25 protein-coding genes are annotated in these 26,918 nt (G+C 54.7%); 23 read left to right on the plus strand and 2 right to left on the minus strand.

Going from position 1 to position 26,918, the window contains the following annotated elements; genetic code table 11:
* Nucleotides 1-68: 68 nt before the first annotated feature.
* The 23 genes from KIH86_RS05645 to KIH86_RS05755 all read left to right on the plus strand — a co-directional run bounded on the left by KIH86_RS05645 (nt 69) and on the right by KIH86_RS05755 (nt 25,743).
* Entirely contained in the window at nt 69-878 is an 810-nt protein-coding gene (locus KIH86_RS05645; RefSeq protein ID WP_223081323.1) for a M15 family metallopeptidase, read from the plus strand.
* A 297-nt stretch (nt 879-1,175) separates the two neighbouring features.
* Nucleotides 1,176-2,201, plus strand: coding sequence for an LLM class flavin-dependent oxidoreductase (locus tag KIH86_RS05650; RefSeq protein ID WP_223081322.1), 1,026 nt, complete (start codon nt 1,176-1,178; stop codon nt 2,199-2,201).
* A 262-nt stretch (nt 2,202-2,463) separates the two neighbouring features.
* Nucleotides 2,464-2,871, plus strand: a complete 408-nt coding sequence (locus KIH86_RS05655) for a YjdF family protein (protein WP_223081321.1) — start codon at nt 2,464-2,466, stop codon at nt 2,869-2,871.
* Between the two features lie 12 nt (nt 2,872-2,883).
* Nucleotides 2,884-3,081: a hypothetical protein gene (locus KIH86_RS05660; RefSeq protein ID WP_223081320.1), complete on the plus strand. Its 198-nt coding sequence runs from the start codon at nt 2,884-2,886 to the stop codon at nt 3,079-3,081.
* A 389-nt stretch (nt 3,082-3,470) separates the two neighbouring features.
* A complete protein-coding gene (locus KIH86_RS05665) occupies nt 3,471-5,105 on the plus strand; it encodes a formate--tetrahydrofolate ligase (RefSeq protein WP_223081319.1) in 1,635 nt (544 codons plus the stop codon).
* A gap of 353 nt (nt 5,106-5,458) precedes the next feature.
* Complete coding sequence (locus KIH86_RS05670; protein ID WP_223081318.1) at nt 5,459-6,823, plus strand: FAD-dependent oxidoreductase; 1,365 nt, start codon at nt 5,459-5,461, stop codon at nt 6,821-6,823.
* A 382-nt stretch (nt 6,824-7,205) separates the two neighbouring features.
* Entirely contained in the window at nt 7,206-8,030 is an 825-nt protein-coding gene (locus KIH86_RS05675; protein WP_223081317.1) for a formate/nitrite transporter family protein, read from the plus strand.
* Nucleotides 8,031-8,230: 200 nt separating this feature from the next.
* Nucleotides 8,231-9,268, plus strand: coding sequence for a LacI family DNA-binding transcriptional regulator (locus tag KIH86_RS05680; RefSeq protein ID WP_223081316.1), 1,038 nt, complete (start codon nt 8,231-8,233; stop codon nt 9,266-9,268).
* Nucleotides 9,269-9,672: 404 nt separating this feature from the next.
* Nucleotides 9,673-11,070, plus strand: coding sequence for an ABC transporter substrate-binding protein (locus tag KIH86_RS05685; protein ID WP_223081315.1), 1,398 nt, complete (start codon nt 9,673-9,675; stop codon nt 11,068-11,070).
* 123 nt (nt 11,071-11,193) lie between these two features.
* Complete coding sequence (locus KIH86_RS05690; protein WP_223081314.1) at nt 11,194-12,270, plus strand: carbohydrate ABC transporter permease; 1,077 nt, start codon at nt 11,194-11,196, stop codon at nt 12,268-12,270.
* The gene (locus KIH86_RS05695; RefSeq protein WP_316503072.1) at nt 12,270-13,340 is read left to right on the plus strand and encodes a carbohydrate ABC transporter permease; all 1,071 of its coding nucleotides are present in this window, start codon (nt 12,270-12,272) and stop codon (nt 13,338-13,340) included. The genes KIH86_RS05690 and KIH86_RS05695 overlap by 1 nt, the downstream gene beginning before the upstream one ends.
* Nucleotides 13,341-13,392: 52 nt before the next feature.
* The gene (locus KIH86_RS05700) at nt 13,393-15,087 is read left to right on the plus strand and encodes a glycoside hydrolase family 13 protein (protein WP_407672241.1); all 1,695 of its coding nucleotides are present in this window, start codon (nt 13,393-13,395) and stop codon (nt 15,085-15,087) included.
* Between the two features lie 22 nt (nt 15,088-15,109).
* Complete coding sequence (locus KIH86_RS05705; protein ID WP_223081312.1) at nt 15,110-16,108, plus strand: HoxN/HupN/NixA family nickel/cobalt transporter; 999 nt, start codon at nt 15,110-15,112, stop codon at nt 16,106-16,108.
* Nucleotides 16,089-16,397 (plus strand): urease subunit gamma, encoded by a 309-nt coding sequence (locus KIH86_RS05710; RefSeq protein ID WP_223081311.1) that lies wholly within the window; start codon nt 16,089-16,091, stop codon nt 16,395-16,397. The genes KIH86_RS05705 and KIH86_RS05710 overlap by 20 nt, the downstream gene beginning before the upstream one ends.
* Before the next feature lie 17 nt (nt 16,398-16,414).
* A complete protein-coding gene (gene ureB / locus KIH86_RS05715; RefSeq protein WP_223081310.1) occupies nt 16,415-16,780 on the plus strand; it encodes an urease subunit beta in 366 nt (121 codons plus the stop codon).
* Nucleotides 16,777-18,489 (plus strand): urease subunit alpha, encoded by a 1,713-nt coding sequence (ureC, locus tag KIH86_RS05720; protein ID WP_223081309.1) that lies wholly within the window; start codon nt 16,777-16,779, stop codon nt 18,487-18,489. Before ureB ends, ureC begins: the two co-directional genes overlap by 4 nt.
* Nucleotides 18,490-18,543: 54 nt before the next feature.
* Nucleotides 18,544-19,224: an urease accessory protein UreF gene (locus tag KIH86_RS05725; RefSeq protein ID WP_223081308.1), complete on the plus strand. Its 681-nt coding sequence runs from the start codon at nt 18,544-18,546 to the stop codon at nt 19,222-19,224.
* A gap of 26 nt (nt 19,225-19,250) precedes the next feature.
* On the plus strand, nt 19,251-19,934 hold the full coding sequence (gene ureG, locus KIH86_RS05730; protein ID WP_223081307.1) for an urease accessory protein UreG: 684 nt from the start codon (nt 19,251-19,253) through the stop codon (nt 19,932-19,934).
* Entirely contained in the window at nt 19,921-20,769 is an 849-nt protein-coding gene (locus KIH86_RS05735) for an urease accessory protein UreD (RefSeq protein WP_235775278.1), read from the plus strand. Before ureG ends, KIH86_RS05735 begins: the two co-directional genes overlap by 14 nt.
* A gap of 320 nt (nt 20,770-21,089) precedes the next feature.
* A complete protein-coding gene (locus KIH86_RS05740; RefSeq protein ID WP_223081305.1) occupies nt 21,090-23,156 on the plus strand; it encodes a molybdopterin-containing oxidoreductase family protein in 2,067 nt (688 codons plus the stop codon).
* Nucleotides 23,157-23,247: 91 nt separating this feature from the next.
* A complete protein-coding gene (locus KIH86_RS05745) occupies nt 23,248-24,468 on the plus strand; it encodes an MFS transporter (RefSeq protein ID WP_223081304.1) in 1,221 nt (406 codons plus the stop codon).
* 101 nt (nt 24,469-24,569) lie between these two features.
* Complete coding sequence (locus tag KIH86_RS05750; RefSeq protein ID WP_223081303.1) at nt 24,570-25,070, plus strand: GNAT family N-acetyltransferase; 501 nt, start codon at nt 24,570-24,572, stop codon at nt 25,068-25,070.
* A gap of 31 nt (nt 25,071-25,101) precedes the next feature.
* Nucleotides 25,102-25,743 (plus strand): MOSC domain-containing protein, encoded by a 642-nt coding sequence (locus tag KIH86_RS05755; protein WP_235775279.1) that lies wholly within the window; start codon nt 25,102-25,104, stop codon nt 25,741-25,743.
* A gap of 192 nt (nt 25,744-25,935) precedes the next feature.
* Here the strand turns inward: KIH86_RS05755 and KIH86_RS05760 are convergent, their stop codons facing one another.
* Both KIH86_RS05760 and KIH86_RS05765 read right to left on the minus strand, forming a co-directional pair.
* Nucleotides 25,936-26,484 carry a GNAT family N-acetyltransferase gene (locus tag KIH86_RS05760; RefSeq protein WP_223081302.1) on the minus strand — a complete coding sequence of 183 codons (549 nt, stop codon included), beginning with the start codon at nt 26,482-26,484 and terminating at the stop codon, nt 25,936-25,938.
* A 56-nt stretch (nt 26,485-26,540) separates the two neighbouring features.
* Nucleotides 26,541-26,792: a DUF2164 domain-containing protein gene (locus tag KIH86_RS05765; protein ID WP_223081301.1), complete on the minus strand. Its 252-nt coding sequence runs from the start codon at nt 26,790-26,792 to the stop codon at nt 26,541-26,543.
* Nucleotides 26,793-26,918: the final 126 nt, after the last annotated feature.

Consider the following 26,918-nt stretch of genomic DNA (forward strand, 5'->3'; position numbering starts at 1 on the left):
AACTTTTGCCGCCTTTATCCTGTCTATAAGCTGTACAAGCAGTACCGGTGAATTAAGGAGGAAATGCAATGCGAGGCAAATGGTGGGTTCCCCTGCTGCTGCTGGCCGTAATCGCGGCGGGCTGGGCAATAGGCCGCTATACGGCACCGGCTCCTTCTGCCGGTGATTCGGCGGCGACGGAGCAGCAGGAATTGAACGGCGGAGCGGCATCTACGGCTGCATCTGGTTCCGAAGTCTCTCCGGCTCCTTCGCCTTCCGGGGAGCCCGGCGGCAATGAAGTCCGGCAAGCCGACACGGAGCCCGACAGCATCGGCGTTATCGTGAACAAGGAGTATGGACTGGAGGATGGCTATAAGCCGGATGATCTGGTGTATCCGGACGTGCCGTTTATTTTCAAGGAGAAGATCGAGAAGCGAATGCTGCGCAAGGAAGCCGCTGCGGCACTGGAGGAGATGTTCGCCGGAGCGGAGAAGGACGACGTTTATCTGGCTGGCGTCTCCGGCTACCGTTCCGAAGCGACGCAGACAGTGCTGTTCGACAACTACGTGAAAAAGGACGGCGAGGAGAAGGCGCGCACTTACAGCGCAGTCCCTGGTCATAGCGAGCACCAGACGGGGCTGGCGATCGACTTGTCCGGACGGGACGGCACATGCGCGGCGGAGAGCTGCTTCGCCGGAACGAAGGAGGCGGACTGGCTGGCACAGCATGCGCCGGATTACGGCTTCATCATCCGCTATCCGGAAGGCAAGGAAGCCATAACCGGTTACATGTACGAGCCTTGGCATGTCCGCTATGTCGGCAAGGAGCTTGCCCGCACGCTTACGGAGCAAGGGCTTACGCTGGAGGAATACTATAACGCTGTGCCGGTATCCAAGTAAGCTCCCGCCTGCAGGCTTCTTCGAGCCTGTTGGGAACATAGTATGATGCGGAACACAACATGATGCGGAACACAACATGATGCGGTACCCTGAGGGGGACTTCTGCTCGCGAAGAGCAAGAGTCTCCCTTTTGGCATTGTAGTGGATAGAACCTGTTCCTAGAAAGGTTGCCGGAAGATTCACTTGCCCCCAAATCATCAGCCAGCGAAGCGCAGTATTCGGAAGACTTGATTTCCTGTAGAAAATGCGCCGGAACATTGGTACGCTTGAGGGAAAAAGCGGAAGGATGGCTTGACGATGTTAAAACTCAGCGTGCTGGACCAATCTCCGGTCTCGGAGGGAGGCTCGGCGGCGGAGGCGCTCCGTCAGACAGCGGCTCTGGCGAAGGAGACCGAGCGTCTTGGTTATACCCGCTTCTGGGTCGCGGAGCATCACGGGGCCACCGGGCTCGCCGGATCGAGCCCTGAAGTGCTTGCGGCGCATGTGGCGGCCGTAACCTCCTCCATTAGAGTCGGCGCCGGAGGCGTTCTGCTGCCGCATTACAGCCCCTACAAGGTCGCCGAGAATTTTCGCGTGCTGGAGGCGCTCCATCCCGGGCGGATCGACCTTGGCATCGGCCGCTCGGCCGGAGGCGGCGCCCTGGCCGTCCGGGCGCTGCGGGAGCATCGGCGCGAGGAGACCGATGATTTCGCCGGGCAGCTAGGTGACTTGGCCGCATATACACAGGGAGCGGCGCCCGAAGGCCACCGGTTCGCCGGGCTGCAGGCAGCGCCCCACGCTGACTCCGCGCCGCAGCTCTGGCTGCTCGGCGCAAGCCCCGGCAGCGCCCGGCTGGCGGCCGAGCGGGGGATGGGGCTGGCTTATGCCCGCTTTATCGCTCCGCAGGGAGAGGCAGGGGCGATAGCCGAATACCGGGCGCATTACCGGCCATCCTCTGCCGCGCCGCATCCTGCCGTGCTGGTAGCTCTGTTCGCAGTCTGTGCAGAGACTTCGGAAGAGGCGGAACGGCTGGCTTCAAGCTCCGACCTGGCGGCGGTGCTGCTGGCGCGCGATCACATCTCGTCGCCTACACCTTCGCCGGAAAGCGCGGCGTCCTATCCATACACGCCGTTCGACCGGCAGCTCATCCGGGAGAACCGCGGGCATCTGCTGGTCGGTTCACCAGCGGAAATCCGCGAACGGCTGGAGGCGATCAGCAGCGCCTGCCGCTGCGAGGAAATTATGATTGCAACGGTGACGCATTCTTTTGAGGACAAGCTAAGGTCATACCGGCTAATAGCCGAAGCCTGCGGACTTCAGGCCCGGCCTGTCCCGCAATTTTAAACCCGCTACGGTTCACATAAGCGGCCAGGCAGGATAAAATACTAGTTGAAACGTAAAAACACAGCTCCGGTCGGTAGTCCGGACGCACGGACCTGACAGTAATCGCGGGCATCGGCACCGCGCGCGGCTCTCGGCGCACTGTGTCGTCGCATGACGGTGGTCGAGCACATGGCTTCCGCGCATTTCGAGTCAGGCTGTGCCAGTAACCTTCCCCCTCGGGATGTCCCTCGTTTCGTATATCTTGGCAGAGGGGGAATACCGGATGAAATTAACGGTATTTTACGAAGCGCCTTTTTGGGTAGGCATTGTCGAGTTGGAAGAAGACGGGCGGATTAGGGCCGGCAGGCATATTTTTGGCGCCGAGCCGTCTTCGCAGGAAATCTGGGAGTTTGTGCTATCCGGACTGGAGCGGGTAATGGACGGTCTGTCCTGCGAGGTTCAGGCAGAGCGGAGGCCTCTCGCCGGCAATCCGAAGCGCCGCGCCCGGGAAGCGGCCAGAGAATCCCGCGGAAAGGGCGCAGGCTCGGCGAGCCACGAGGCGGTGAGGCTGGAGCTGGAGAAGCACAAGCGGGAATCCTCCCGGCAGAGCCGGGAGTGCAGAGAGGCTCTTGCCGAGCATAAGCGGGAGCTTGCCCGGCAGAAGGCGAAGAACCGGCACCGTGGCCGCTAGGATGGATCTGGCATGTGCCTTCGGGCGATCTTCGCCCAAGGATTACTGGATCGGCCGCTGCAGGCAAGCGGCGGCCGGTATTCCAGCGAATTCTCGACCGGCGTTCCGGTCAAGGCGAACCGGCACTTGGCCCGAAACGACTTCTGCCTTGCCGGTGTATGCGGGGTTACCGGAACATGCGGTCCGGATAGCGGCTTCGAACCGCTGTAATCGTGCCGCATCCCCCGCCCCGCTGCATCTGCTGCTGTTCAGGTTCCGCTGCAACCAGCCCGCCATGGTACTGGGTGGACCATGACCGGCAAGCTGTTCCGGAACCGAGAGGGCATGACTGCACCGGACCTTTAATCCGGCGCAGAACAGCTTCGGCGGGAGCATCTGTGAAGAAGAGGGTTTCGTCCTTCTTTGGCAGGTGATTTTTTTCACGAAAAGGGCAGTTGACCGAATGAAAGCGGCGGTAAAGTCTGAAAATAAGGCTTGACGCTTTTCAAAGACCTTGTATCCTGAAATAGAGTCTAATGTACGGCGCGGCCATAAGTAGGGAACACGCATGGGTGCATGCGGAATACAAGGATAATGTTGCAGGAGGTAATTTTACAGGCATGAGGTTAATAACGGAAATAGCGGCGGAGACGGGAATCGGCGAGGAACATCTGGAGCTCTACGGCAAATACAAGGCGAAGCTGGCTCCGTCGCTCTGGCAGGAACTGAAGGACCGCCCTAACGGGAAGCTGGTGCTGGTGACGGCTGTCAATCCGACGCCGGCGGGCGAGGGCAAGACACTGACGACGATCGGACTGGCCCAGGCGATGAACAAGGCGGGAGTGAAGACGGTAGCGGCTCTTCGGGAGCCTTCTCTGGGGCCTTGCCTCGGAATGAAGGGGGGAGCGACGGGCAGCGGCAAGTCACAGATTGTGCCTGCGGATGATATCAATTTACATTTTACCGGGGATATCCATGCGGTAACCTCGGCGCATAATCTGCTGTCTGCCATGATCGACAATCATATTTTTCAGGGCAATGAGCTGAATCTGGACCCTCAGCGGATCGTCTGGAAAAGGGTACTGGATATGAATGACCGCAGCCTGCGGAATATCGTCACAGGTCTTGGAGACGGCAACGGCGTCGTCCGGGAAAGCGGCTTCCAGATTACTACGGCATCGGAAATCATGGCCGTACTATGCCTATGCACTGATCTGTCCGATCTGAAAGCCAGACTGGGACGGATGCTGGTCGGTTATGACCGGGAAGGGAAGCCGGTCACGGCGGACCGCTTGAATGCGGTGGAGGCGATGAGCGCGCTGTTGAAGGAAGCGGTGAAACCGAATCTGGTGCAGACGCTGGAAGGCACGCCGGTCATCGTTCACGGAGGACCATTCGCGAACATCGCTCACGGATGCAGCAGCGTGATCGGTACCCGGTACGCCCTGAAGCTCGGTGAAGTCGTCGTAACGGAAGCGGGCTTCGGCGCCGACCTTGGAGCCGAGAAGTTCATGGACATTAAATGCCGCCAGGCGGGGCTTGCGCCAAGCGCGGCCGTGCTGGTGGTGACGGTGAAGGCGCTCAAGTACAACGGTGGAATCCCTAAGGGAGAGCTGTACGCGCCTAATCGCGAGGCACTGCTGGACGGGCTTGCCAATATGGAACGCCATATTGAGAACCTGCGCAAGTTCGGGGTCCCGGTACTGGTCGCCCTGAACCATTTCGAAGGGGATAGCGAGGCCGAAGTTCAGGCGATTATGGACGCCTGCCGGCGTCTCGGCGTACCGGCTGCGATCTCCAATGCCTGGGCCGAAGGCGGCTCCGGGGGACTTATGCTTGCGGAAGAGCTGAAGAAGCTGCTGGCCCGCGAAGGCTCCTCTGCCTTTGCTCCGCTGTATGAGGATCAGCTTGACATTCCGTCGAAGATCAGCAAGATCGTCAAGGAAATCTACCGCGGCGCGGAGGTCGCCTTCAGCCCTGCGGCCAAACGCAGCCTTGCGCTGATTGAGCGGCTCGAACTGAGCGGACTTCAAGTATGCATGGCGAAGACGCCGTATTCCTTCTCCGACCAGCCTAAGCTGCTGGGCGCTCCGGAAGGCTTCACGGTTCAGGTCCGGGACATCACCTTGTCTCTGGGCGCGGGCTTCGCCGTCGTTGTCACCGGCAGCATCGTGACGATGCCGGGCCTTCCCGCCAAGCCAGCCGCTGAAGGGCTGCGGATCGATGAGGACGGAGTGCTGACCGGCCTGGCTTAAAGGTATTGTCCAACATTCATATTCCTCAAATTCCCCCGGTTTCTGCTGAAACCGGGGTTCTTCGCGTTCCCGGGCAATCGCCGATTTCCCTGATTCTGACGGACATAAGCGCTTCTTCGGCGGGAAAGATAAGGATAAATCGGTCGGAATCTCCGGGAAAGGAAGCGGATCGCACCTTTTTCAGTAATGAATCGCATTATCCAAGATTGTCACTTAATATTTAAAATTGTGAATATTGAGTTAACTCGGGTGCAAAAGGGTTGAAATGTGATAAATATCACAATATAATGATCATATAAAGTGAAATAAATCACATAAATATTGAAATATCCATTTTGGAGGAGGAAGAAATCATGAAAGTCGTTGTTATCGGATGCACCCATGCAGGAACCGCCGCCATTGTAAATACCGCCCAGCTCTACCCGGACGCCGAAATTACCGTATACGAACGGAACGACAATATCTCTTTTCTGTCCTGCGGCATTGCGCTGTATGTAGGAGGAGTGGTAAAAGACCCCCAAGGCCTGTTCTATTCCTCGCCGGAGAAGCTGGCGGAACTGGGAGTCAAGACGAACATGCTGCATGAAGTCACCTCCGTCGATACCAAGAGCAAAACGCTGCGTGCCCGCAACCTGAAGACCGGAGAGGAATTCGGCGATTCGTACGACAAGCTGATTGTTACTACGGGATCGTGGCCGATCGTTCCGAAGCTTGAGGGCATGGAGCTTGAAAATATCGTATTGTCCAAAAACTACCGCCATTCGAACACGATCATCGAGAAAGCCGAGCAGGCCAAACGCATCACCGTGGTCGGCGCCGGTTATATCGGAATCGAGCTGGTTGAAGCATTCCAGCAGAACGGTAAGGAAGTAACGCTGATTGATGCGGAAGACCGGATTCTGAGCAAATACCTGGATCCCGAGTTTACAGCACCGATTGAGCAGTCCCTGAAGGATCACGGCATTGACCTGGCACTTGGGGAAAAGGTCAGCTCCTTCAAGGGAGAGGATGGCAAAGTGACGACTGTAGTGACCGATAAAGGCGAATACAAGGCCGACCTCGTCATTCTCTGCATTGGCTTCCGTCCGAACACCGAGTTGCTGAAGGGTCAGGTTGATATGCTGGCCAATGGAGCGATCATCGTTGACAACTTTATGCGGACAAGCGCACCGGATGTGTTTGCCGCCGGAGACAGCTGCGCCATCCATTATAACCCGACCGGCAAGAACGCCTATATTCCGCTGGCAACGAACGCGGTTCGCATGGGAACTCTGGTTGCCCGCAACCTCGTCAGCCAGTCGATCCCGTACATGGGAACGCAGGGAACTTCGGGCATCAAAATTTATGAGGATAATATTGCCGGAACCGGATTGACCGAGGCCGCCGCTCTTCACGAGGGCATTGATGCCGAAGCGGTGCTGGTGAAGGACAACTATCGTCCGGAGTTCATGCCTACCTTTGAAGAAGTGCAGCTCAAAGTCGTCTACGAGCGTGGAACCCGCCGCATTCTCGGCGCCCAGATTATGTCGAAGGCGGATTTGACGCAGTCGATCAACACGATTTCGGTATGCATTCAGAACAAGATGACGGTTGATCAGCTGGCATTCGTCGACTTCTTCTTCCAGCCGCATTACAACAAGCCGTGGAACTTCCTGAATACGGCGGGCCTCCAGGCGCTGCCGAAGGCGGTGGAGACGAAAGAGACGGTACAAGCGTAACGTCGCTCAGGAGAGCGTCCTATGCCGGTGAGGCATGAAGCTGAATAAGCTATATTGAAGCGGGATACAACGCGAGAATAGAAAACGCAAGAATGAGAAACCGGTGCCGGAAGGCTCCGGTTTCTTTGAAGTTAAGGGGTCGGTCACTCTGCGGGGGCTACTATCCAGCCAAACCCGGAAATAAGCGGAGACCGCAGCATATTAAATATTAGAATTTTACATTTTAAGGGAAAATGAAAAAGTTTGTCACATGGGTGAAAAATTTCACGAGGCACTTTCTCGGAGTGACATTTGTCACGTTATTGTCCGTAGTAACGCGATAAAATGAGGCAGTAGGGTTAATAGAAAAAATTTAAAGTATTTTGTGAAGGAGACAGAAACCATGGCTTATAACAAACCACAGCAAATAGCCGAAGTGACGGTGGAGAACGGAATCAAGAAGGCTCACAACCCTCTGCTTGCCGTGCTCATTCTCGGCTTTCTGGGAGGAGCGTTCATCGCTCTCGGATATTTGCTTGATATTCGCGTCATTGCCAGCGCGCCGAAGGAATGGGGTTCGATCGCAACCTTTATCGGAGCGGCTGTGTTCCCGGTTGGCCTGATTCTCGTGCTGCTGGCCGGCGGCGAGCTGCTGACCGGCAATATGATGGCCGTTCCGCTCGCTTTTATGTCCAAGAAGATTACCTTCGCCGAAACGATCAAGAATCTCGTGCTTATTACGATCAGCAACTTTGTGGGAGCTTTGTTCGTTGCCTACTTCTTCGGCCATGTCGTCGGTCTGACGGCTGACGGCGTTTATCTTGATAAACTCGTAGACTTGGCACAGCATAAGCTGGACGCCACCTTCCTGCAGGCGTTCGTATCGGGTATCGGCTGTAACTGGCTCGTAGCCCTGGCGGTATGGCTGTCCTACGGCGCCGACAACTTCAGCGGCAAAATCCTCGGTATCTGGTTCCCGACCATGGCATTCGTTGCCATCGGATTCCAGCACGTTGTGGCTAATATGTTCCTGATTCCGGCCGCCATCTTCGAAGGCCATTTCAGCTGGGGCGAATACTTCGGCAATTTCGCGCCGGTATGGCTCGGCAATCTGGTGGGCGGCGCTCTGTTCGTGGCTGGCGCCTACTTTAACGCCTATCTGCGCAAGACTCCTGTCGCAGTTCAGTCGATCGACAGCGCGGCTGCCGGCGTGAAGAAGCACGCTTAATCATTCTATATTTTACAAGTCTTGGACTAATTACAAAGACGCGGATGGAATTCCTTCCATAGGATTCCGCCGCGTTTTTTCATTCTTGCAGCCGTGACATTGACAATGGCGCCAAGTCAAAGTTATGATATAATCAGTTTTTGTTACATGAAAAAAACGATTTTTTACATGAATTTTTGTGGGGAGCCGGAGGGATCATTGTGTCTAAAATCCAAGAGGTAGCCAGATTGGCGGGAGTTTCGATCGCGACTGTATCGAGAGCCTTAAATGACTCGGAATTGGTCAGCCCGGATACTCGAAAGCTTGTATTTGAAGCTGCCAAGAAGTTGAATTACAATTCCCATACCAAGCCCAAGCAGATGAAACCCAAAGAGGGAGAGCTTTCTATCGGGATTATCATCCCTGATCTTGCCACGTTTTATTTCGGAGAGCTCTACCAGGGAATGGGGAAAATCGCCCATGAAAATAAAGTGAATGTCCTGTTAAACGATCTGTACCATCAGGATACGGAGAAGAGCGGCATCATCGGCGCCATTAATTTTATGCAGAAGAAGGGCGTGGACGGCATTATACTGGCCAGCCGGTTTCTGTCCGAACAATTCGACGAAGATCTTCATAATGTGAAGGTTCCTATGGTTCTCGTGCTGGGGGATCATGAGAAAGCCGAGATGCCTTCATTCCGAATAGATGACATAAGGGCGTCTTTTGATGCCGCTGCCTATTTGGTTTCCCGTGGGCATCGCAGTATCGGAATGATTTCAGCGCCATTAGCCAACAAGGTTGCCGGCGAGAGGAGATTAACAGGATTCAAACGGGCGGTGGAGAACTATAATCTTCCTTTCACAGACAAGCATATCGCTTATGGGGATATGAGGTATGAAGGCGGTTACGAGGCAATGAAGGAGCTTCTGCACAATCGCGGAGACACCGGGATAACGGCTGTGTTTGCGGCGACAGACGAAATGGCGATTGGGGCTATGCGGTGCATTTATGACGCCGGCCTTCATGTTCCGGGTGATATTTCCGTTGTCGGTTACGACAACTTAAGTATTTCGAATATGACTACACCTAAGCTTACAACCATATCGCAACCTTTTGCCGAGATCGGAATGGAGAGCATGAAGCATCTGGTAGAGGTGCTGAAGGAGCCGAGAAAGACGTTTCAACAGGGAAGCCACTTCCTGCCCTACAAGCTTATCGAGCGTGAATCGGTTGCGGAAGTTAAACTAAAAAAATAAGTCGGAAGAGAGAGTCTTGTCGAGGCTCTCTTTTTTTGTTGTGTTTTTTCATGAAAATATATTGTAAAAAAATACAGGATAAAGAATTTTCCTGCACCATTTTAAAAACCGATTTATCCGGAAACACTCTATAAATAAGGATAAATGCGAGAAAATGTTTGAGAATTGAGGCCGGTATTAGCGTAAACAAGCCGCTTGATTGATGTAAATAAACATGACATGATGAAAAAAGAATGATTGACATAGTGTATATTTCCTCGTTATAGTATCACTAAGATGTAAATTTACATTTTAATTCATGAAAAAAGTGGGTGATTGGGCTGTCGATTTAGACTGTGATTGCTGTAATTATCAGAAAAAGTTTCATGTAAAAAAACAAACAAGCTGAGAAAGGCAGGGTTTCCATGAAAAAAAGAAGGTTTCTCGTTCTCCTGTTAGCTCTTGTCATGATTCTTGTCACGGCATGCGGTACGTCATCCACAAATACCGCCTCCTCTTCTGAAAATCCCGCCGCAGGCAACACGGCCAGCCCAACTGCAACTTCTTCCGAAGCAGCTTCCGGGGGCTCCCCTCTAGAAGAGGCATATGCCGGAAAATATAAAGGGACAACGGTCACGTTGTTCGCGAAGGAGATTGGCGAGGAATCTGTAAAATTTCAGGATGCGCTTAAGCCCTTTGAGGAAAAGACCGGTATCACGATCGAGTATGAGGGCAACCAGAGCTTTGAATCGACTCTTTCCGTCCGGGTAGACGGAGGCAATGCCCCGGATATCGCAAAGATTTCACAGCCTGGACTTCTTGCCAATTTCGCCAAGGCGGGAAAAGTAGTCGACGTCAGCCAGTTCTTGAACATGGACAAGCTTAAGGATAATTACAATCAGAGCTGGCTTGATATGGCGACTATGGACGGCCCGGACGGAAGCCCGATCATGGCCGGCGTGTGGCATCAGGCGCTTGCCAAGAGTCTGGTGTGGTACAACAAAAAAGAATTCGAGGACGCAGGTTATCAGATTCCTCAAACTTATGACGAGTTGCTTGCCTTGTCGGATCAGATGGTTTCGGACGGTGTAGCGCCGTGGGCAATCGGCATACAGAGCGAATCGTCGACCGGCTGGGTTGCCACCGACTGGATTGAGGATTATTTGCTCCGGACAACCTCGCTTGAGAATTATGACAAGTGGACACGGGGAGAGCTTCCTTTTTCCTCGCCCGAAGTGAAGAAGGCGGTTCAAATGATGCTGGATATCTGGACCAATCCGGATTACGTGAATGGCGGGACCAAATCAATTGTATCCACAACGCTGTCCGATGCGACCATTCCAATGTTCGAGAACCCCCCAAAAAGCATGATGTACAAAATGGCGAGTCTTGCCGTCAACTATTTCCCTTCCGACGTGAACGAGGACGATTATGATTTCTTCTATTTCCCTCCGATCGACGAGCAGTATGGTAAGCCAGTGCTGGTCGGTGGCGAGATTATGGCCATGTTCAACGACCGCCCGGAAGTCCGGGCCGTTATGGAATATTTCACACATGGCGAGTCGCTGAAAGGATGGATTGAGCAGGGGGGCGTTGTTGCTCCGCAAAAGGATGCCAGTCTCGATTGGTATACGAACAAAGTGGACCGCGGTGTTGCGGAAATTATCCAGAACGCTGACAGCGTACGGTTTGATGGCTCCGACCTGATGCCGGGAGAAGTTGGCGCCGGAACGTTCTGGAAGGCGATGACGGATTTGGTCAGCGGCTCGGTTACGCTGGACGAGGCCATGAAGGAAATCGATGATTCTTGGCCCAAGCAGTAATAAGGTTTGACGAGTTCCTGAGGATTGAGGCCCTTCCCTCAGTATGAGGGCCTCTCCTTTTTAGCAAACGCCAGCCTCACTTGTGCACATAGCAAGGATTTGCATAGAAATGGAGAACTTCCAATGAATACCGAGATTAAGACTGCTTGGGGCAAGACCGCAATCTCCATCCTTCTTCTAGTGGTGAATGGGTCTCTTCACTATTGTTTTTATCAGTTGTTCAAGAATACGACATTTCCATTCTATTTAACGATTATTCTGGCTCTGGTCTGGAGTATCTTCGCCCTGTATCTGACCTATTATTCCTTTAACTGGATAGCGGAGCAGGCGCCTGCGAAATGGAGAAAAAAAATTCTGCCTTTGGTCTTCATCGGGCCTGCCCTCTTGCTTCTTGCGTGGCTGCTGCTGTTCCCGGCTGTCCGAACCCTTGCACTCAGCTTTTACAATGCCGATTCTTCCACGTTTGTGGGGTTTGCCAACTATTTGGCGGTGTTCACAGAACGAACGCTGCAGATGGCGATCCGAAATAATATCTTGTGGGTCTTGATCGGCACAACGCTGTCGGTTTCGCTGGGCCTGATCGTGGCTGTGCTGGCCGATCGCAGTTCCTTTGAGAAGACGGCAAAATCGATCATGTTCATGCCAATGGCCATATCCTTCATTGCGATAGGGATCATATGGAAGTTTGTCTACTACTATAAACCGGGTGACGACCAGATCGGTCTTCTTAATGCAATTGTTGTCGCCTTCGGCGGGGAGCCGCAGGCATGGCTGGGACTGGTTCAGCCCTGGAACAACCTGTTTCTGATCGCTACGATGGTCTGGACCCAAACCGGATTCGCGATGGTGATTCTGTCGGCCGCCATTAAAGGGATACCTAATGAAATTCTTGAAGCGGCCAGGGTGGACGGAGCCGGTGAGAGAAAGATCTTCTTCCGCGTTATTATTCCTTTTATCCAGAGCACGATTTGGACGGTTATGACGACTATCGTTGTTTTTACACTGAAAATTTTCGATATTGTCATGGTGATGACAGGCGGACAGTACGGAACGGAAGTGATTGCGACGCAATATTACAAGCAATTCTTCAACTACCGGAATTTTGGCTATGGCTCCACTTTGGCGATTATTCTGATGATCGTGCTGATTCCCGTCATTGTCTATAATCTGCGGATGTTCAAGAAGGAGGGAAGGCTATAGTGAGCGGAAGAAGAAGGTTCTCTTCAAAATGGATGGTTAACGGAGTGCTGCTAATCATTTGCCTCGTCTGGATTATCCCTACGCTCGGACTCTTTATCTCTTCCTTCCGTCTGGCGGACGACATCAAGCGGAGCGGCTGGTGGGATGTGTTCCCCCACCGGGCATGGACGGAGACGCGAACCATCGCTCTGCCCGAGGATACAAATTTACGGAGCCCGATTACGCTGGAAGGCGTAGAGACGACAGACCGGGAACTGCGGCAAGGCATCACTCTTGGAGACGGACAAAGAGCGGTCTGGAAAGACCGGGGAGACCGAACCGTGTCCGTGCTGGAACAACGATGGACCGTCAACTGGAAATTTACGATTGATAATTACCTTGATGTTCTGCAGGATAAGGGACAGTCGTCCAGCGGGCAGCGTATAAGCGGGCTCTCGAAAGCTTTTGTCAACACATTGACCGTTTCGATTCCTGCTACCGTCATACCGATCTTCATCGGGATTGTGGCGGCTTACGCCTTCTCCTGGATGACGTTTCCCTTTAAACGGATTTTGTTTGGTATTGTCATTGCCCTGCTGGTGGTTCCGCTTCAGGTATCCCTGATTCCGATTCTGAATGACTTCCTGAAGCTTGGGATCAATGGGACGATCCTGTCCATCTGGATTGCCCACACCGGATTCGGACTGCCCTTGTCCATTTATTTCATGTACAACTATGTCAGCCAACTGCCAAGGGATTTGTTTGAATCGGCGGATATCGACGGCGCGAGCCATTTTACCGCGTTCCGGCAGATTGTTCTCCCGCTGTCCGTTCCCGCCCTGGCCTCATTCGGAATCTTTCAGTTTCTATGGGTATGGAATGATTATCTGGTCTCCCTTATTTTCTTGGGAAGCCGTCCGGATAATAAAGTGCTGTCCATCTATCTCTCCGAGATGTCGGGACCATACGGGAATGAATGGCACTTGCTGACCTCCAGCGCCTTTATTTCAATTCTTGTGCCGCTACTCGTCTTTTTCCTCTTGCAGCGCTACTTTGTCCGTGGGCTTATGGGCGGAGCTGTAAAAGGATAAAAGAATGCTGGAGTGCCGGCGCATGTCTTAGCACTTCACAACTATGTTCGACATGGAGGTTCATATGAAGAAAACCAATTGGTGGAAAGAAAGCGTTGTTTATCAAATATATCCCCGCAGCTTCAAGGATTCCAACGGAGACGGCATCGGGGATCTTCAGGGCATCATATCCAAGCTTGACTACATTCAGGAACTTGGCGCCGATGTTGTCTGGCTCTCTCCGGTCTATAAGTCTCCTAATGACGATAACGGCTACGACATCAGCGATTACCGCGACATTATGGATGAGTTCGGGACGATGGCCGATTGGGAGCAGCTGCTCCGGGACGTGCATGATCGCGGCATGAAGCTGATCATGGACCTGGTCGTGAATCATACCTCCGACGAGCACAATTGGTTCATGGAGTCGCGAAGCTCCAAAGATAACGCGTATCGGGATTACTATATTTGGCACCCCGGCACAGACGGACGTCCGCCGAACAATTGGGAATCGGTATTCAGCGGTTCGGTATGGCAATACGACGAGAAGACGGGGCAGTATTATCTGCATCTGTACAGCATCAAACAGCCGGATCTGAATTGGGAGAATCCCAAGGTCAGGGAAGACGTATATGACATGATGCATTTCTGGATTCAAAAAGGGATCGACGGATTTCGGATGGACACGATTACCACATTGTCCAAAACGCCCGGATTTCCCGATGCGCCGCATGTGAAGGAAGGGCCTTTTCAGCCGGCTACTCAATACTATATCAACGGTCCCCGCCTTCAGGACTACCTCGCTGAAATGAAGCGGGAGGTATTATCCAAGTATGATCTGATGACTGTTGGCGAAACCCCGGGGGCCACCCCGGAGGAAGCGATTAGCCTGACGGAGGAAGAGACGGGAGTCATGAATATGCTGTTCCAATGGGAGCACATTGAGGCGGACCCGGGAACTGGGGGGAAATGGGGAGAAGATACGTGGAACATGCCTGAGTTTCGCCAGGCCATGACCAAATGGCAGGTTGAACTGGAGAGCAGAGGATGGAACACGCTGTATCTGAGCAATCACGATCAGCCCCGCCAGGTCAGCCGGTTCGGTAATGACGGCGAATATCGCGGGGAGTCGGCCAAAATGCTGGCGACCTGCCTGCATATGATGAAAGGGACGCCCTTTGTGTACCAAGGGGAGGAGCTCGGCATGACCAATGTGGCATTCGAGACCATTGAGGAGTACCGTTGTGTAGAGACCCGCAACATGTACCGGGCCGCAATCGAGGCTGGCGGCGATCATGATAGCCTAATGAAGGCCATTCATCGCAAAAGCAGAGACAACGGGCGGACGCCCATGCACTGGAACGCGGAAGCAAACGGCGGTTTTACAACGGGAACTCCCTGGATTGGAGTCAATCCCAATTATCCGGAGATCAATGCCGAGCTGCAGCTTGGCGACCCGGATTCGGTCTTTCAATATTACAAACGGCTGATTGCCTTGCGCAGAGAATATCCGGTCATCAAATGGGGGATGTATCAAGTCATACTCGAAGATGATCCGTATGTGTATTCCTATACTCGCGTAATGGACGAACAGACGCTGCTTGTCATCTGCAATTTTTCGGATCAACCGCGGAGCTTTGGATGGGATGCCCTTCATGCTTACACCCGTAAGCAGCTATTAATCGGCAACTATAAGCCGGAGGTAGAGCTGCAATCCGATATGACGCTTCGGCCGTACGAAGCAGCCGTCTATTTGCTGCAATCCTGACGAAGAAATGGAGGTCTCCGAGATGGCGAGAGGTTCGAAACGCGAAGGTTATGGGTATTTTATGATTGTTTTGGCTCTGCATGTGCTGGGAGGAGCGGCTTTCGTCATATCGGGTTACCAGGAACCGCAAATGTGGGGGTTGGGCGTGCTGGCCTATTCGTTTGGGCTTCGTCATGCCTTTGATGCCGACCATATCGCCGCAATCGACAATACAATCCGGAAACTGATTGCGCAAAAACGGAATCCACTGGGTGTAGGCCTGTACTTCTCGCTCGGGCACTCCACCGTTGTCTTTCTGATGGTGCTGGCCCTCTCCTTGTCCATCAAGACCTTGATGTATGACAATCCGGTGCTGAGCGCTACCGGCGGGTTCATCGGAACAGCGGTGTCGGCTTTGTTTCTTCTGGGGCTCGGGCTGCTGAACACAGTAGTGTTGATAAGATCGCTGAATCGTCTGGGGAAGAGGGAGAAAGGGCAAGCTCATCCGCCGCATGAAGGCAAGCCTCATGGATTCCTTACAAAGCTGCTGGCTCCGGCGTTTCGTCTGGTGAATCGAAGCTGGCATGTATATCCGCTTGGTTTTTTGTTCGGCCTTGGCTTTGATACGGCTACAGAAATCGGAATCCTCGCCCTGTCGGCAGGAGCCGCTGGCAATTCTTTTTCGTGGCTGGGTGTTATGTCGCTTCCTCTATTGTTCGCATCGGGCATGAGCCTGATGGATACGCTGGACGGCGCAATTATGACCCGGGCTTATCGCTGGGCGTTTCTTTCGAATCGAAACCGGGCTGTGTACAACTTGACGGTGACCGGTGTATCCATTCTGTCCGCGTTATTTATCGGAGGGGTACAGTTTATGCGTTTGTTTGAAGGACAATTGCCGTCCTCTGTCGTCCGATGGATGGAAGGAATTGATTTTGTTCTGCTGGGTTACGGATTGGCAGGATTACTGGTGCTGAGCTGGTTCATCTCCATTCTGATCTGGAAAGGTAGGAGGTACCGCCATGCAGTGGACAGAGCGTGAGAAGGAGAAGCTTCTCCTTACGGTCGCAGCCAATTTGGCCCGTGCCCGGCTGGAGCGGGGCGTCAAGCTGAATTATCCGGAGAGCGTCGCGCTTATTGCTTCGGAAATTATGGAGGGAGCCCGAGACGGAAAAAGCGTGCCGGAACTGATGCAGTACGGAACGCAGATTCTGACAGCCGGTCAGGTAATGGAGGGTGTTCCGGAAATGATTCATGAGGTGCAGATTGAGGCGACGTTTCCCGACGGGACCAAGCTGGTCACGGTTCATCATCCGATTGTAAATGAATAGGACAGGAGGCGAGGTTCATGGTGCCGGGTGAGTACCGGATCAAACCGGGGGAAATCGAACTGAACGCGGGAAGGAAGGCAATGGAGATTCTTGTTGCCAATTTGGGAGATCGCCCGGTTCAGGTAGGCTCGCATTTTCATTTCTTCGAAGTTAACCGGAAGCTCAAGTTTGACAGGGAGGCAGCCTTCGGCATGCGGCTCGACATACCCGCCGGAACGGCCGTGCGCTTTGAGCCGGGGGAAGAGAAGCCGGTTCGGCTCACGAAGCTTGGAGGGGCAAGGCGCTCTTTCGGGCTAAACGGATTGACATGCGGGACCGCCGAGATGGGGGCCGTTCCAGAGACTATCCGCAAACGGCTCGAGGAATGGGAGGCGTTGGGATGAGCAGAATGGACCGGAAAGGGTATGCCGCTATGTTCGGACCCACGACGGGAGATGCGGTCCGGTTGGCCGATACCGATTTGTGGGCAGAAATCGAACGGGACTATACCCGGTACGGCGATGAATGCAAATTCGGCGGGGGCAAGGTCATCCGCGATGGTATGGGCCAATCCTCCGGCGCCTTGCGAAGCGACGGAGTGCTCGACACCATCATTACAGGCGCTGTGATTATCGATCATTGGGGAATTATTAAAGCGGACATTGGCTTGAAGGATGGACTCATTGCCGGTATAGGGAAAGGAGGGAATCCGGATGTGATGGACGGCGTTGATCCCGGCATGATTATAGGGGCCAGCACGGAGGTTATCGCTGCGGAAGGGAAAATCGTAACGGCTGGCGGAATTGACGCCCATATCCATTTCATATGTCCCCAGCAGATCGAAACGGCATTGTCCTCGGGAGTGACGACGATGATTGGAGGAGGGACAGGACCGGCTACCGGGACCAATGCTACGACATGCACACCGGGTGCCTGGCATATGGCGCGGATGCTGGAAGCGGCGGAGGCCTTTCCGATGAACCTGGGATTCACAGGGAAAGGCAACGCTTCCGAGCCGGGTCCGCTTCGGGAGCAGATCGAGGCGGGCGCGATCGGTCTTAAGCTGCACGAAGACTGGGGAACAACACCTGCCGCAATCGATACCTGTCTCCAGGTGGCGGATGAGTATGACATCCAGGTCGCAATCCATACGGATACCCTTAACGAGGCCGGATTTCTGGAGGACACCCTTCGGGCGATTGGCGGCAGAACGATTCATACCTATCATACGGAAGGAGCGGGAGGGGGCCATGCGCCCGATATTATCCGTGCCGCTTCCGCGCTGAATGTGCTGCCTTCTTCGACAAATCCGACGCGTCCGTTCACGGTCAACACGATCGAGGAGCATCTCGACATGCTGATGGTCTGCCATCATCTGGACAGCAGGCTTCCCGAGGATGTGGCGTTCGCGGATTCGAGAATCCGCCCGGAGACCATCGCGGCGGAAGATATTTTGCACGATATGGGCGTATTCAGCATGATTAGTTCCGATTCGCAGGCAATGGGACGGGTTGGCGAGGTCATCATGCGAACTTGGCAGACTGCGGACAAGATGAAACGCCAGCGCGGCCCGCTGGCTCCGGATACGGACAGCGACAACTTCCGGATTAAGCGATATATCGCCAAATACACGATCAATCCCGCGATCACACACGGCGTATCCCATCTGGTCGGCTCGGTCGAGCCCGGCAAGTTCGCCGATCTGGCGATTTGGACACCGATGTTCTTTGGAGTTAAGCCCGATCTGGTGCTGAAAGGCGGGAGCATCGCCTATGCGCAAATGGGCGATCCCAACGCTTCCATTCCGACTCCCCAGCCCGTGATGGGCAGACCGATGTTCGCTTCATTCGGGAAGGCGATGGAGGGGACATCCATTACCTTCGTATCCGAAGCTGCTTATGCGGCGGGAATAGCGGACAAGCTGGGGCTGCAAAAAAGAGTGGAGCCGGTGAGGAATTGCCGGAGTGTTACGAAGAAGGACATGATTCACAATGACCGAACCCCGAAGATCGAAGTGGACCCCGAAACTTACAAGGTAACCGTTGACGGTGAGCCGGCCGTATGTAAGCCGGCGAACACGGTTCCTATGGCGCAGCGATACTTCCTGTTCTGATAAGACAAGAAGGGAGGCCTGGGTGCAAGCTCGAATGTGATTGGGGGAGAAAGAATGTCTTGGCTCGCGATTCAACAGATGTTGGACTCAGCCATTCCGATTGGCGGATTTGCCCATTCATTCGGACTGGAGACGGCGGTACAGGAAGGTAGGATTCGTCATTCAGGCGACCTGGAGGAATTTGTGGGCACTTTGATTTTACAGAACTGGGCCACCGCCGATGCGATGGTTGTGAAGGCCATCTATGAAGATGCTCCCGGCGGGGAGTGGAGCCATGCCTTCGAGATCGAGCGTCTGGTTCATCTGCAGAAGATCAGCTCCGAATCCAGACAGGGAGCGGAAAAAATGGGCAGGCGGCTCCTTCGGCTGGCTGCGTCGATTCATCCCTTACTCGACTGGTCTCCTATGCTGCGAGGCTATGAGGCTGGAGATTGCCTGGCCACGCATCCCTTTGTCCACGGTTTCGTCAGTTATCGCTTGGGCAGTCCGCTGGATCAGGCTGTTCAAGGTTATTTGTACAGCTGCGTCGTAACCGCTGTGGGCAGCGCGCTTCGGCTGTTGTCTATCGGGCAGACCGAAGGACAAGTTCTGATCGCCCGCTTGTTCCCCTTGATCGGGCAGGGATGGAAGATCACCCAGAGTCTTCCGTCCGAAGACGTGTATACCAACTCGCCTGCCGCAGAGCGGTATGCCATCTGTCATGAAACCTTATATTCCAGACTGTTTATGTCATAAATCATAGAAGAACGGGAGGAAATGCAATGTGTCAAGGACAAGGACATCATCATCATGATTGGTTTCAGCCGGTATTTCAAGGGAAGCGGCCGATGCGAATCGGGATTGGCGGGCCTGTTGGTTCCGGCAAGACCGCGCTTATCGAAATGATCGCCCGAGAACTTGGAGACAAGTACAGCCTGGCCGTGATTACCAATGACATCTATACGAAGGAAGACGCCCGAATTCTTCTGAATACCGGGGTTCTGCCGGAGGAACGTATAATCGGAGTGGAGACAGGGGGATGTCCGCATACCGCCATCCGGGAGGATGCCTCCATGAACTTCGAAGCGGTAATGGAATTGGAGGAAAGGTTCTCCGATCTGCAGATTATATTGATCGAAAGCGGTGGCGACAACCTGGCCGCCACGTTCAGCCCCGAATTGGTGGATCGGTTCATCTACATTATAGATGTAGCGCAGGGCGAGAAAATTCCCCGGAAGGGGGGTCCCGGAATTATGCGGTCGGATCTCCTGATTATTAATAAGACCGATCTTGCCCCGCATGTGGGTGCCAGCCTTGAAGTGATGGAAGAGGATACGAAACGAATGCGCTCCTTCCGGCCCTATGTGTTCTCCAATATGTTCGGCGGGGAGGGCGTTGCGGATATCTTATCTTGGGTAGAGCATGAATTGCAGCATGCCAACCATATCGCCCATGAGCATTCCTGAATACTCCCTGCCCGAATCGACCTTTCTTCGCGCTTCTTTTTCACTTAGAGGGGGGAAGACCGAGGCGATTGAGCGTTATCATACGGCCCCGGTCAAAATCGCCAAGCTGTTTCGTTTTCCCGACGAATTAGGAGTAATTGTGATGGATTCATCTCCGGGAATGCTGGGCAACGACCGATATGTGATGGAATGGGAGGCTGGGCAAGACACGCGAGTGGTCTTAACCAACCAAAGCTTTACGAAAGTTCATCCCTGTGAATACGGCCAAAAGGCTTCCATGCTGCAGCGCTTTCGTCTGGGTTCGGGTTCCTGCATCGAAGTCATGATGGAACCCGTCATGCTGTACCGGGATGCCGCTTATGAGAATGACACTGTGGTGGAACTGCAAAAAGGGTCGGTCTGGATGCAGGGAGAGGTGTTGTGTCCCGGACGTATTTTGCGCGGCGAGTCCTTTGTATACCGCAGATTGGACAACCGTCTCCGGGTTTATTCCGAGGGCCGGCTGATATTTCATCAACGTCAGGTGGTGCTCCCGGAGCAGCAGGCAATCGAAGCGACAGGGTCATGGGAAGACTTTAGCCACACCGGCACGTTCTATGTATTCTCGGACGGCGTTACTCCGAAACTGCTCGAGGATGTAAGACAGGCGCTTCAGAAAGCCCCGAGCAGATTGGGAACGGAAATTCTCTCGTGCGCTTCGCTTACTTACACACAAGGTCTCGTCGTAACGGGCTACTCGAAGTCGGCATGGATTTTGCAGGAGCTGCTGAAAGAGGTGTGGAGCGAGGTGCGAAAGTCCCTTTTGGGGCTCCCTCCTCTGCACTGGTACAAATAAGCTTGGCGTACGGAACAATAAATCGATAGCCCGCCGTAAGGACAAGGAAAGTGTCCTGTAAGGCGGGCTGTTTGTCGTCTCTGGCGTCTTGCGGATAGAGCGCGATGGATAAAAAAACGCCGTCATCATCATTGGCGGCCCGGGGGAACGAAACCGTCAAGAGGTACGGCGAGAAAATAGGGAGTATTTCATGCTTGTTATTACCCTGCGCGTTATCCTGCGAATCATGAGCCTCTAAAAGGGTTTGGTCTTTTCTTTGAAAATATGCGACTATAAAATAGTAACAAACACAGACTGACCGCATATGGAGGACTGCAAGCATGAGAGAACTGAAGAACGGCGTGTTCCCGGCGGTGTGCCCGCTGGATTGTCCCGACACTTGCGGACTTCTTGTTCATAAGAAAGACGGCAAAATCGAAAAGGTGACAGGGAATCCGGAGCATCCGGTGACCCGGGGAGCCATCTGCAACAAGGTCCGACATATGGCGGAGCGCGTCCATCACCCGGAGCGGCTGACAACGCCATTGCGGAGGGTGGGTCCCAAGGGAGAAGGCCGCTTCGAGGCGATCTCCTGGGATGAGGCGATTGCCGAAATCGCCGGAACCTTCTCCCGGCTGTCGGAGGAATACGGGCCGGAGAGCATCCTGCCTTACAGCTTCTACGGCAATATGGGCATACTCAGTGTTGAGGGCATGGATCGGCGTTTCTTCAATGCACTTGGCGCCAGCCGGCTGGAGCAGACGATCTGCAACTCCGCCGGAAGCGCGGGCTGGAAATATACGATGGGCTTCGGCGGCGGAACAAGTCCCGAGGATATTGTGAATGCCGATCTGATCCTCGTATGGGGCGGCAATATCGTCAGCACGAACATGCATCAGGTTGTACTCGCTGAGCAGGCTCGCAAGAAGGGGGCCAAGGTGGTCGTGATCGACGTTCACCGGAACCGGACCGCCCAATGGGGAGACTGGTTCCTGCCGCTGTATCCCGGAACGGACACGGCGCTCGCCCTTGGCATCATGCATATTCTGTTCCGTGACGGGCTGACGGATGAAAGCTTCCTGGCCGCTTACACAACCGGACATGAAGAGCTGCGACAGCAGGCGGAGGAATATACGCCTGAGGCGGTATCCGCGATTACGGGCATTACCGCTGCTGACATCGAGCGTCTGGCCCGGATGTACGGGGAAGCAGCGGTGTCCTACATTCATATCGGCAACGGACTGCAGCATCACGATAACGGCGGCATGTCGGTGCGCACGATTTCCTGCCTGCCGGCACTGACCGGACAGTGGCTCAAGCCCGGCGGGGGAGCGTACAAGTCCAACGGCGCCTATGCCTCAATGAACGCTCGCGCTCTGGAGCGCCCCGATCTGCGTCCGAATCCGCGGGCGCGCAGCATCAACATGAACCGGATCGGGGAAGCGCTGGAAATGACGGAGCAGCCCATAAAAGCCTTATTCGTCTACTGCAGCAATCCGCTTGTCGTCGCACCCGATCTGGAGCGGGTGAAGCGCGGCTTTGAACGGGAGGATCTGTTCACCGTCGTGCATGATCTGTTCCTGACCGATACGGCGAAATACGCCGATCTGGTGCTGCCGGCAACCTCCACCTTCGAGAATACCGATCTGTACAGCTCTTACTGGCATCATTACGTCCAGCTTCAGGAGCCGGTGCTTGAACCGCCGGGAGACTGCAAGAGCAACTTTGAAGTATTCGCTCTCCTTGGACAAGCCATGGGCTTCGATGATGAGGCGTTCCGTGTCACGGAGGAAAATATGATCCGGGAAGCGCTGGACTATCCGCGTAATCCCTATCTGAACGGCGTGACGCTGCAACGGCTGAAGGAAGAGCGGTTCGTGAAGCTGGATATGTCGCCCAAAGCTCAGTACCTGGAGCGCTTAACCACGCCTTCCGGCAAAATAGAGCTCTTCTCACGGGCGATGGAGAATGCGGGTCTGCCCCCGCTTCCTACCTATTCGCCGCTTGTCGAAGGCTATGACGGACTGCGGCGGCCTTCGCCGGATGAGAAGTATCCGCTGATGTTTATTTCGCCGCCCAATCACAATTTCCTGAACTCCACCTTCGCCAATACGATGAAGCATCAGGCTCTGGAGAAGCGGCCGACGCTGCAGATTCATCCGGAGGACGCGGCGGCGCGCGGCATCGAGGACGGCGCTGAGGTTAAGGTGTACAATGACCGGGGTGTCATTGAGATATGGGCTTTGGTGACCGACAGGATGCTTCCGGGAACGGTCTTCAGCCAGGGGCTGTGGTGGGAAGGGCAGGACCGTCCGCAGCGCAGCAATGTGCTCACCCCGGACAGGCTAAGCGATATGGGGAAAGGGGCCACCTTTTTCTCCACCACAGTGCAGGTGAGGCTGCGTTAATGCGGCAATGCGAAGGCTTGCCCAATACATCGGTTAAACGTAATACTATATAGAATTAGTGACATATAGATTACAGGGGATGTATGGGCAGATGAGGTTTTTGGACAACTATCCTAGAGAAGTCAAAGTTTTTTTAATCGCAAGTCTGATTAATGCAACCGGCAGTTCCTTGATGTGGCCGCTGGTGACGATGTATGTATTCGATGAGCTGGGACGCAGCATGACGGACGCGGGATTCGTGATCCTGGTTCAATCGCTTGGCGGTATTCTGGGGCAGCTGCTGGGCGGGTCACTGTATCATAAGGTCGGCGTCAACCGGTTGATTGTCGGTTCGCTGGCGGTCAACGCCCTGACGCTGTTCGCACTCCCGGCTGCAAGCGCGAACTGGACCGCTTTTATCGTTACAATGGGGCTTATGGGACTGTTCAACGCGCTGTCCATGCCTGCGATTCAGGCGTTTGTCGGCTTTCGCTTCGCCTCGCAGCGAGCCCAGCTGTTCAATATTATTTATGTGGCCAACAATATCGGGGTGGCGATCGGCACGGCGCTGAGCGGCTTCCTCGCTGATATTTCCTATATGCTGAGCTTCGTGCTGAACGGCGCGACCTCCGCTGTTTTTGCGGCTTTTTTCTTTGTGTATCTCAGACGGGTCGGCGGTGCGTCAGGGCCGATTCCGGCCGATGCCCGGAGGGTATCCTCCCGCCAGGAGTCGAACTGGAAGCTGATGCTGAATACGCGCATTTATCTATTCATGGCGCTGGGTTCGCTGTTTCTGCTGATCGGCAACTCGATCTGGAACACGGGAGTCTCGCCATTCATTATTTCGGAAGGCCTGCCGAAGAAATATTATGGCTTTCTGTGGACGCTTAACGGTGTGCTGATCTTTGCCGCCCAGCCGCTGGTCTCGCTTATCCGGCGCCGCTTCGCGGCGGAGCCTTCGTCGCAGATGACGGCCAGCGCGATTTTTTACCTGCTTGGTTATGTGGTCATCCTGACCGTTCCAAGCTACGGAGGCATGCTGTGTGCAATGATACTGACAACGCTTGGAGAGATGCTGATTTCGCCGGCACAGCCGGCATTTATCTCCGATCATGCCGGCCGGAACGCGCCCTTCTATCTGGGTCTATCCGGCGGCATCGGCGCCGTCGGCCGGGTGCTGGGACCTCTGTTCATGGGTGGCCTGTTCGATGAGGGCGGTCTTGCTCCGACCGCATGGCTTGCCTGTGCGATGGCGGTGCTGTCGGTCGGATTCTTCATCATTAATGCGTACGGCATCCGCCGCCGTCCGGCGGCTGGGGAGTCGGCTGCATAAAAGCCTTAAAGGCTTTTGCAAATGATCAGGGGGTGGCAGGTACGATCCCGCCTCTCCGCAATCATTCGCAGAGCTGTTCAAATGCAAGGGGGAACTGACCAATGTTTCGAACAGACACGGAACCGCTGCTGATCCGTCCGTCCGAATTTCACGACGTTCGTGAGCTCATCACGCTGGACCATCTGATCTGGAACGAGGATACCGCTCCCGCGGCTCTCTCCTGGCGCTCCAGCGAGGAATATTTGCTGCACGCGCCGCCCGGCTCCCAGCTCGTGGCGCTCAAAGGCGGCTCGCTATGCGGCTATCTGGGCTTCGGATGTCCTACCAGCCACCGATGCAACCGGCATGTCTACGAGATCTACATAGCCGTTCATCCCGACTGGCAGCGGCAGGGAGTCGGCAGCTCCCTGATCGAAGCGATGAAGAAGCTGGCGGCGGAGGCAGGCGTGCGCAAGCTGAGACTTCGCGCGCTGTCCTGTAATGTGCAGGCGCTGGCCTTTTACGGGAAATGCGGATTTACCGAGGAGGGCCGGCTGCGCGAGGAATTCTACCTGGCGGGCCGCTATGTGGACGAGGTATTCATGAGCTATAGGCTCGTGTAGAAACGAACGGACAGCTGAGAGGAGATCAATCGTGAATATTCAGTCCTTGAATGTAGGAATGCCTGTTGAAGTGTCGTACCGGGATAAGCCGCTCCAAACCGGCATTTACAAAGTTCCGGTATCGGGACCGCTGCCTCTGACTACCGCCGGGCTGGCCGGAGACGGACAGGCCGATCTCGTTAACCACGGCGGGCCGGACAAGGCTGTATGCGTGTATCCTTCAGAGCATTACGCTTATTGGGAGAGCTGGCTCGGCCGGAAGCTGGACCCATCAGCTTTCGGGGAGAACGCCACTACCTCCGGCCTTCTGGAGACGGAGGTATGCATCGGCGATATTTATGAGATCGGCACCGCGCTTGTGCAGGTGAGCCAGCCCCGCTATCCATGCTTCAAGCTCGCGCAGAAGCACGGGCCGGCCGACATGCCGGCAGAGGTGCTGAAGACGGGCTACAGCGGCTTCTATCTCCGCGTGCTGCGGGAAGGCGAAATCGCCGCCGGCTCCGAGGTAATCAAGGTGGCGTCCGGCGAGGCAAACGCAACGATCGCGCGGGTGTTGCATCTTATGGGAGCGGGACGCGGCGACAAGGAGGGCCTTCGTGAAATGCTTGACGTAGAGGCCTTGGCGGCCGGCATCCGCGATTCGTTCCGCAAACGGCTGGAAGAGGCGCAGTAGGCTGACCGCCGCTTGAGCGCCTCGCTTCGCTCATTTCATGCTTTCGATTCCTGATGACGCCTTCTTGGAGGCAATGAACAGAACGCATAAATAGTGGAGAACGATACGTCCGCCGTTCCGGTTCAGGATGCCGGCAAGCTCTTGGCTAAGGCGAGTCCGGTTCGCTTCAGGCGGCTCTCCCTGACATTCCTCCTACCGCAGCATATTCCACTCCCTGCGCAGCATGCCGTACACGGCATGGTGAACATACCCTGACGGCAGCTTCTCCGCCTCCCGGACAATACCTTCGAGCACAAAGCCAAGACGTTCCGGAATGGCACGGCTGGAGAGGTTCTCCGTCGCGCAGCGGATTTCCACCCGGTTCAGCTCCATTTCCAGCATGGCATAATCAATGAAGACGCGGCATGCGCTCGTCATATAGCCCTTGCCCTCATAGCCTTGTCCGAGCCAGTAACCGATGTCGACCGAGCGATTATGCCAGTCGATCTCGTGGAAGCCGATAATGCCCGCAAGCTGCTCGCGAATCCACAGCCCTGCGGTAAAGCCGCCGTTCTCGCTGCCCTGCTTGAGGGCACTTTTGATGAAGCTGGCCATATGGGCGGGTTCCGTTACGCCATCCACCCAGGGCAGCCAGCGCCGGAGCCGGGCTCTCGATTGCTCCACCAATTGAAACAGAGGTCCGGTCTGCTCCGACGCCAGCGGTTTCAATACAAGCTCATCATCGATGACAAAGTGAAACAAGCTGACGCCCCCTTGAAATCATGTTTATCTCTTCAAACGCCGCCCGTGTCCGGGCGCTATCTTCGTTTGCTTGTCCATTCCAATGCGTATATATCCTCTTCGAGGCCCTGCATCCGCTGTTCCGCAAGTGTCCGGCAATCGCTGAGCGCCTGGTTGTACACAGCAGGTCCAAGCTCTCCCATGAAGAATTCCAGCATATTGTCGGCTGCAAGCCGTCCGATATTCTCCCCTCGCTCAAGCTCGAAATATTCCTGAATATGACCGAGTATGGCCTCGCGCTGATCCTGCGGCAGTTTGACTGGTTTCATCCCAACCTCCCCTTTCTGCATTCATGCTACTCCATCCCCCGCCGGGAAGTCAAAGCACTTGTCCTGCAGGGTGGAATCCCATTTTATTGAACATTAACTGCGTAACGGGTATATTAAGAAGACCAG

The organism is Paenibacillus sinensis, assembly GCF_019904155.1.
Classification (GTDB): domain Bacteria; phylum Bacillota; class Bacilli; order Paenibacillales; family Paenibacillaceae; genus Paenibacillus_AQ; species Paenibacillus_AQ sinensis.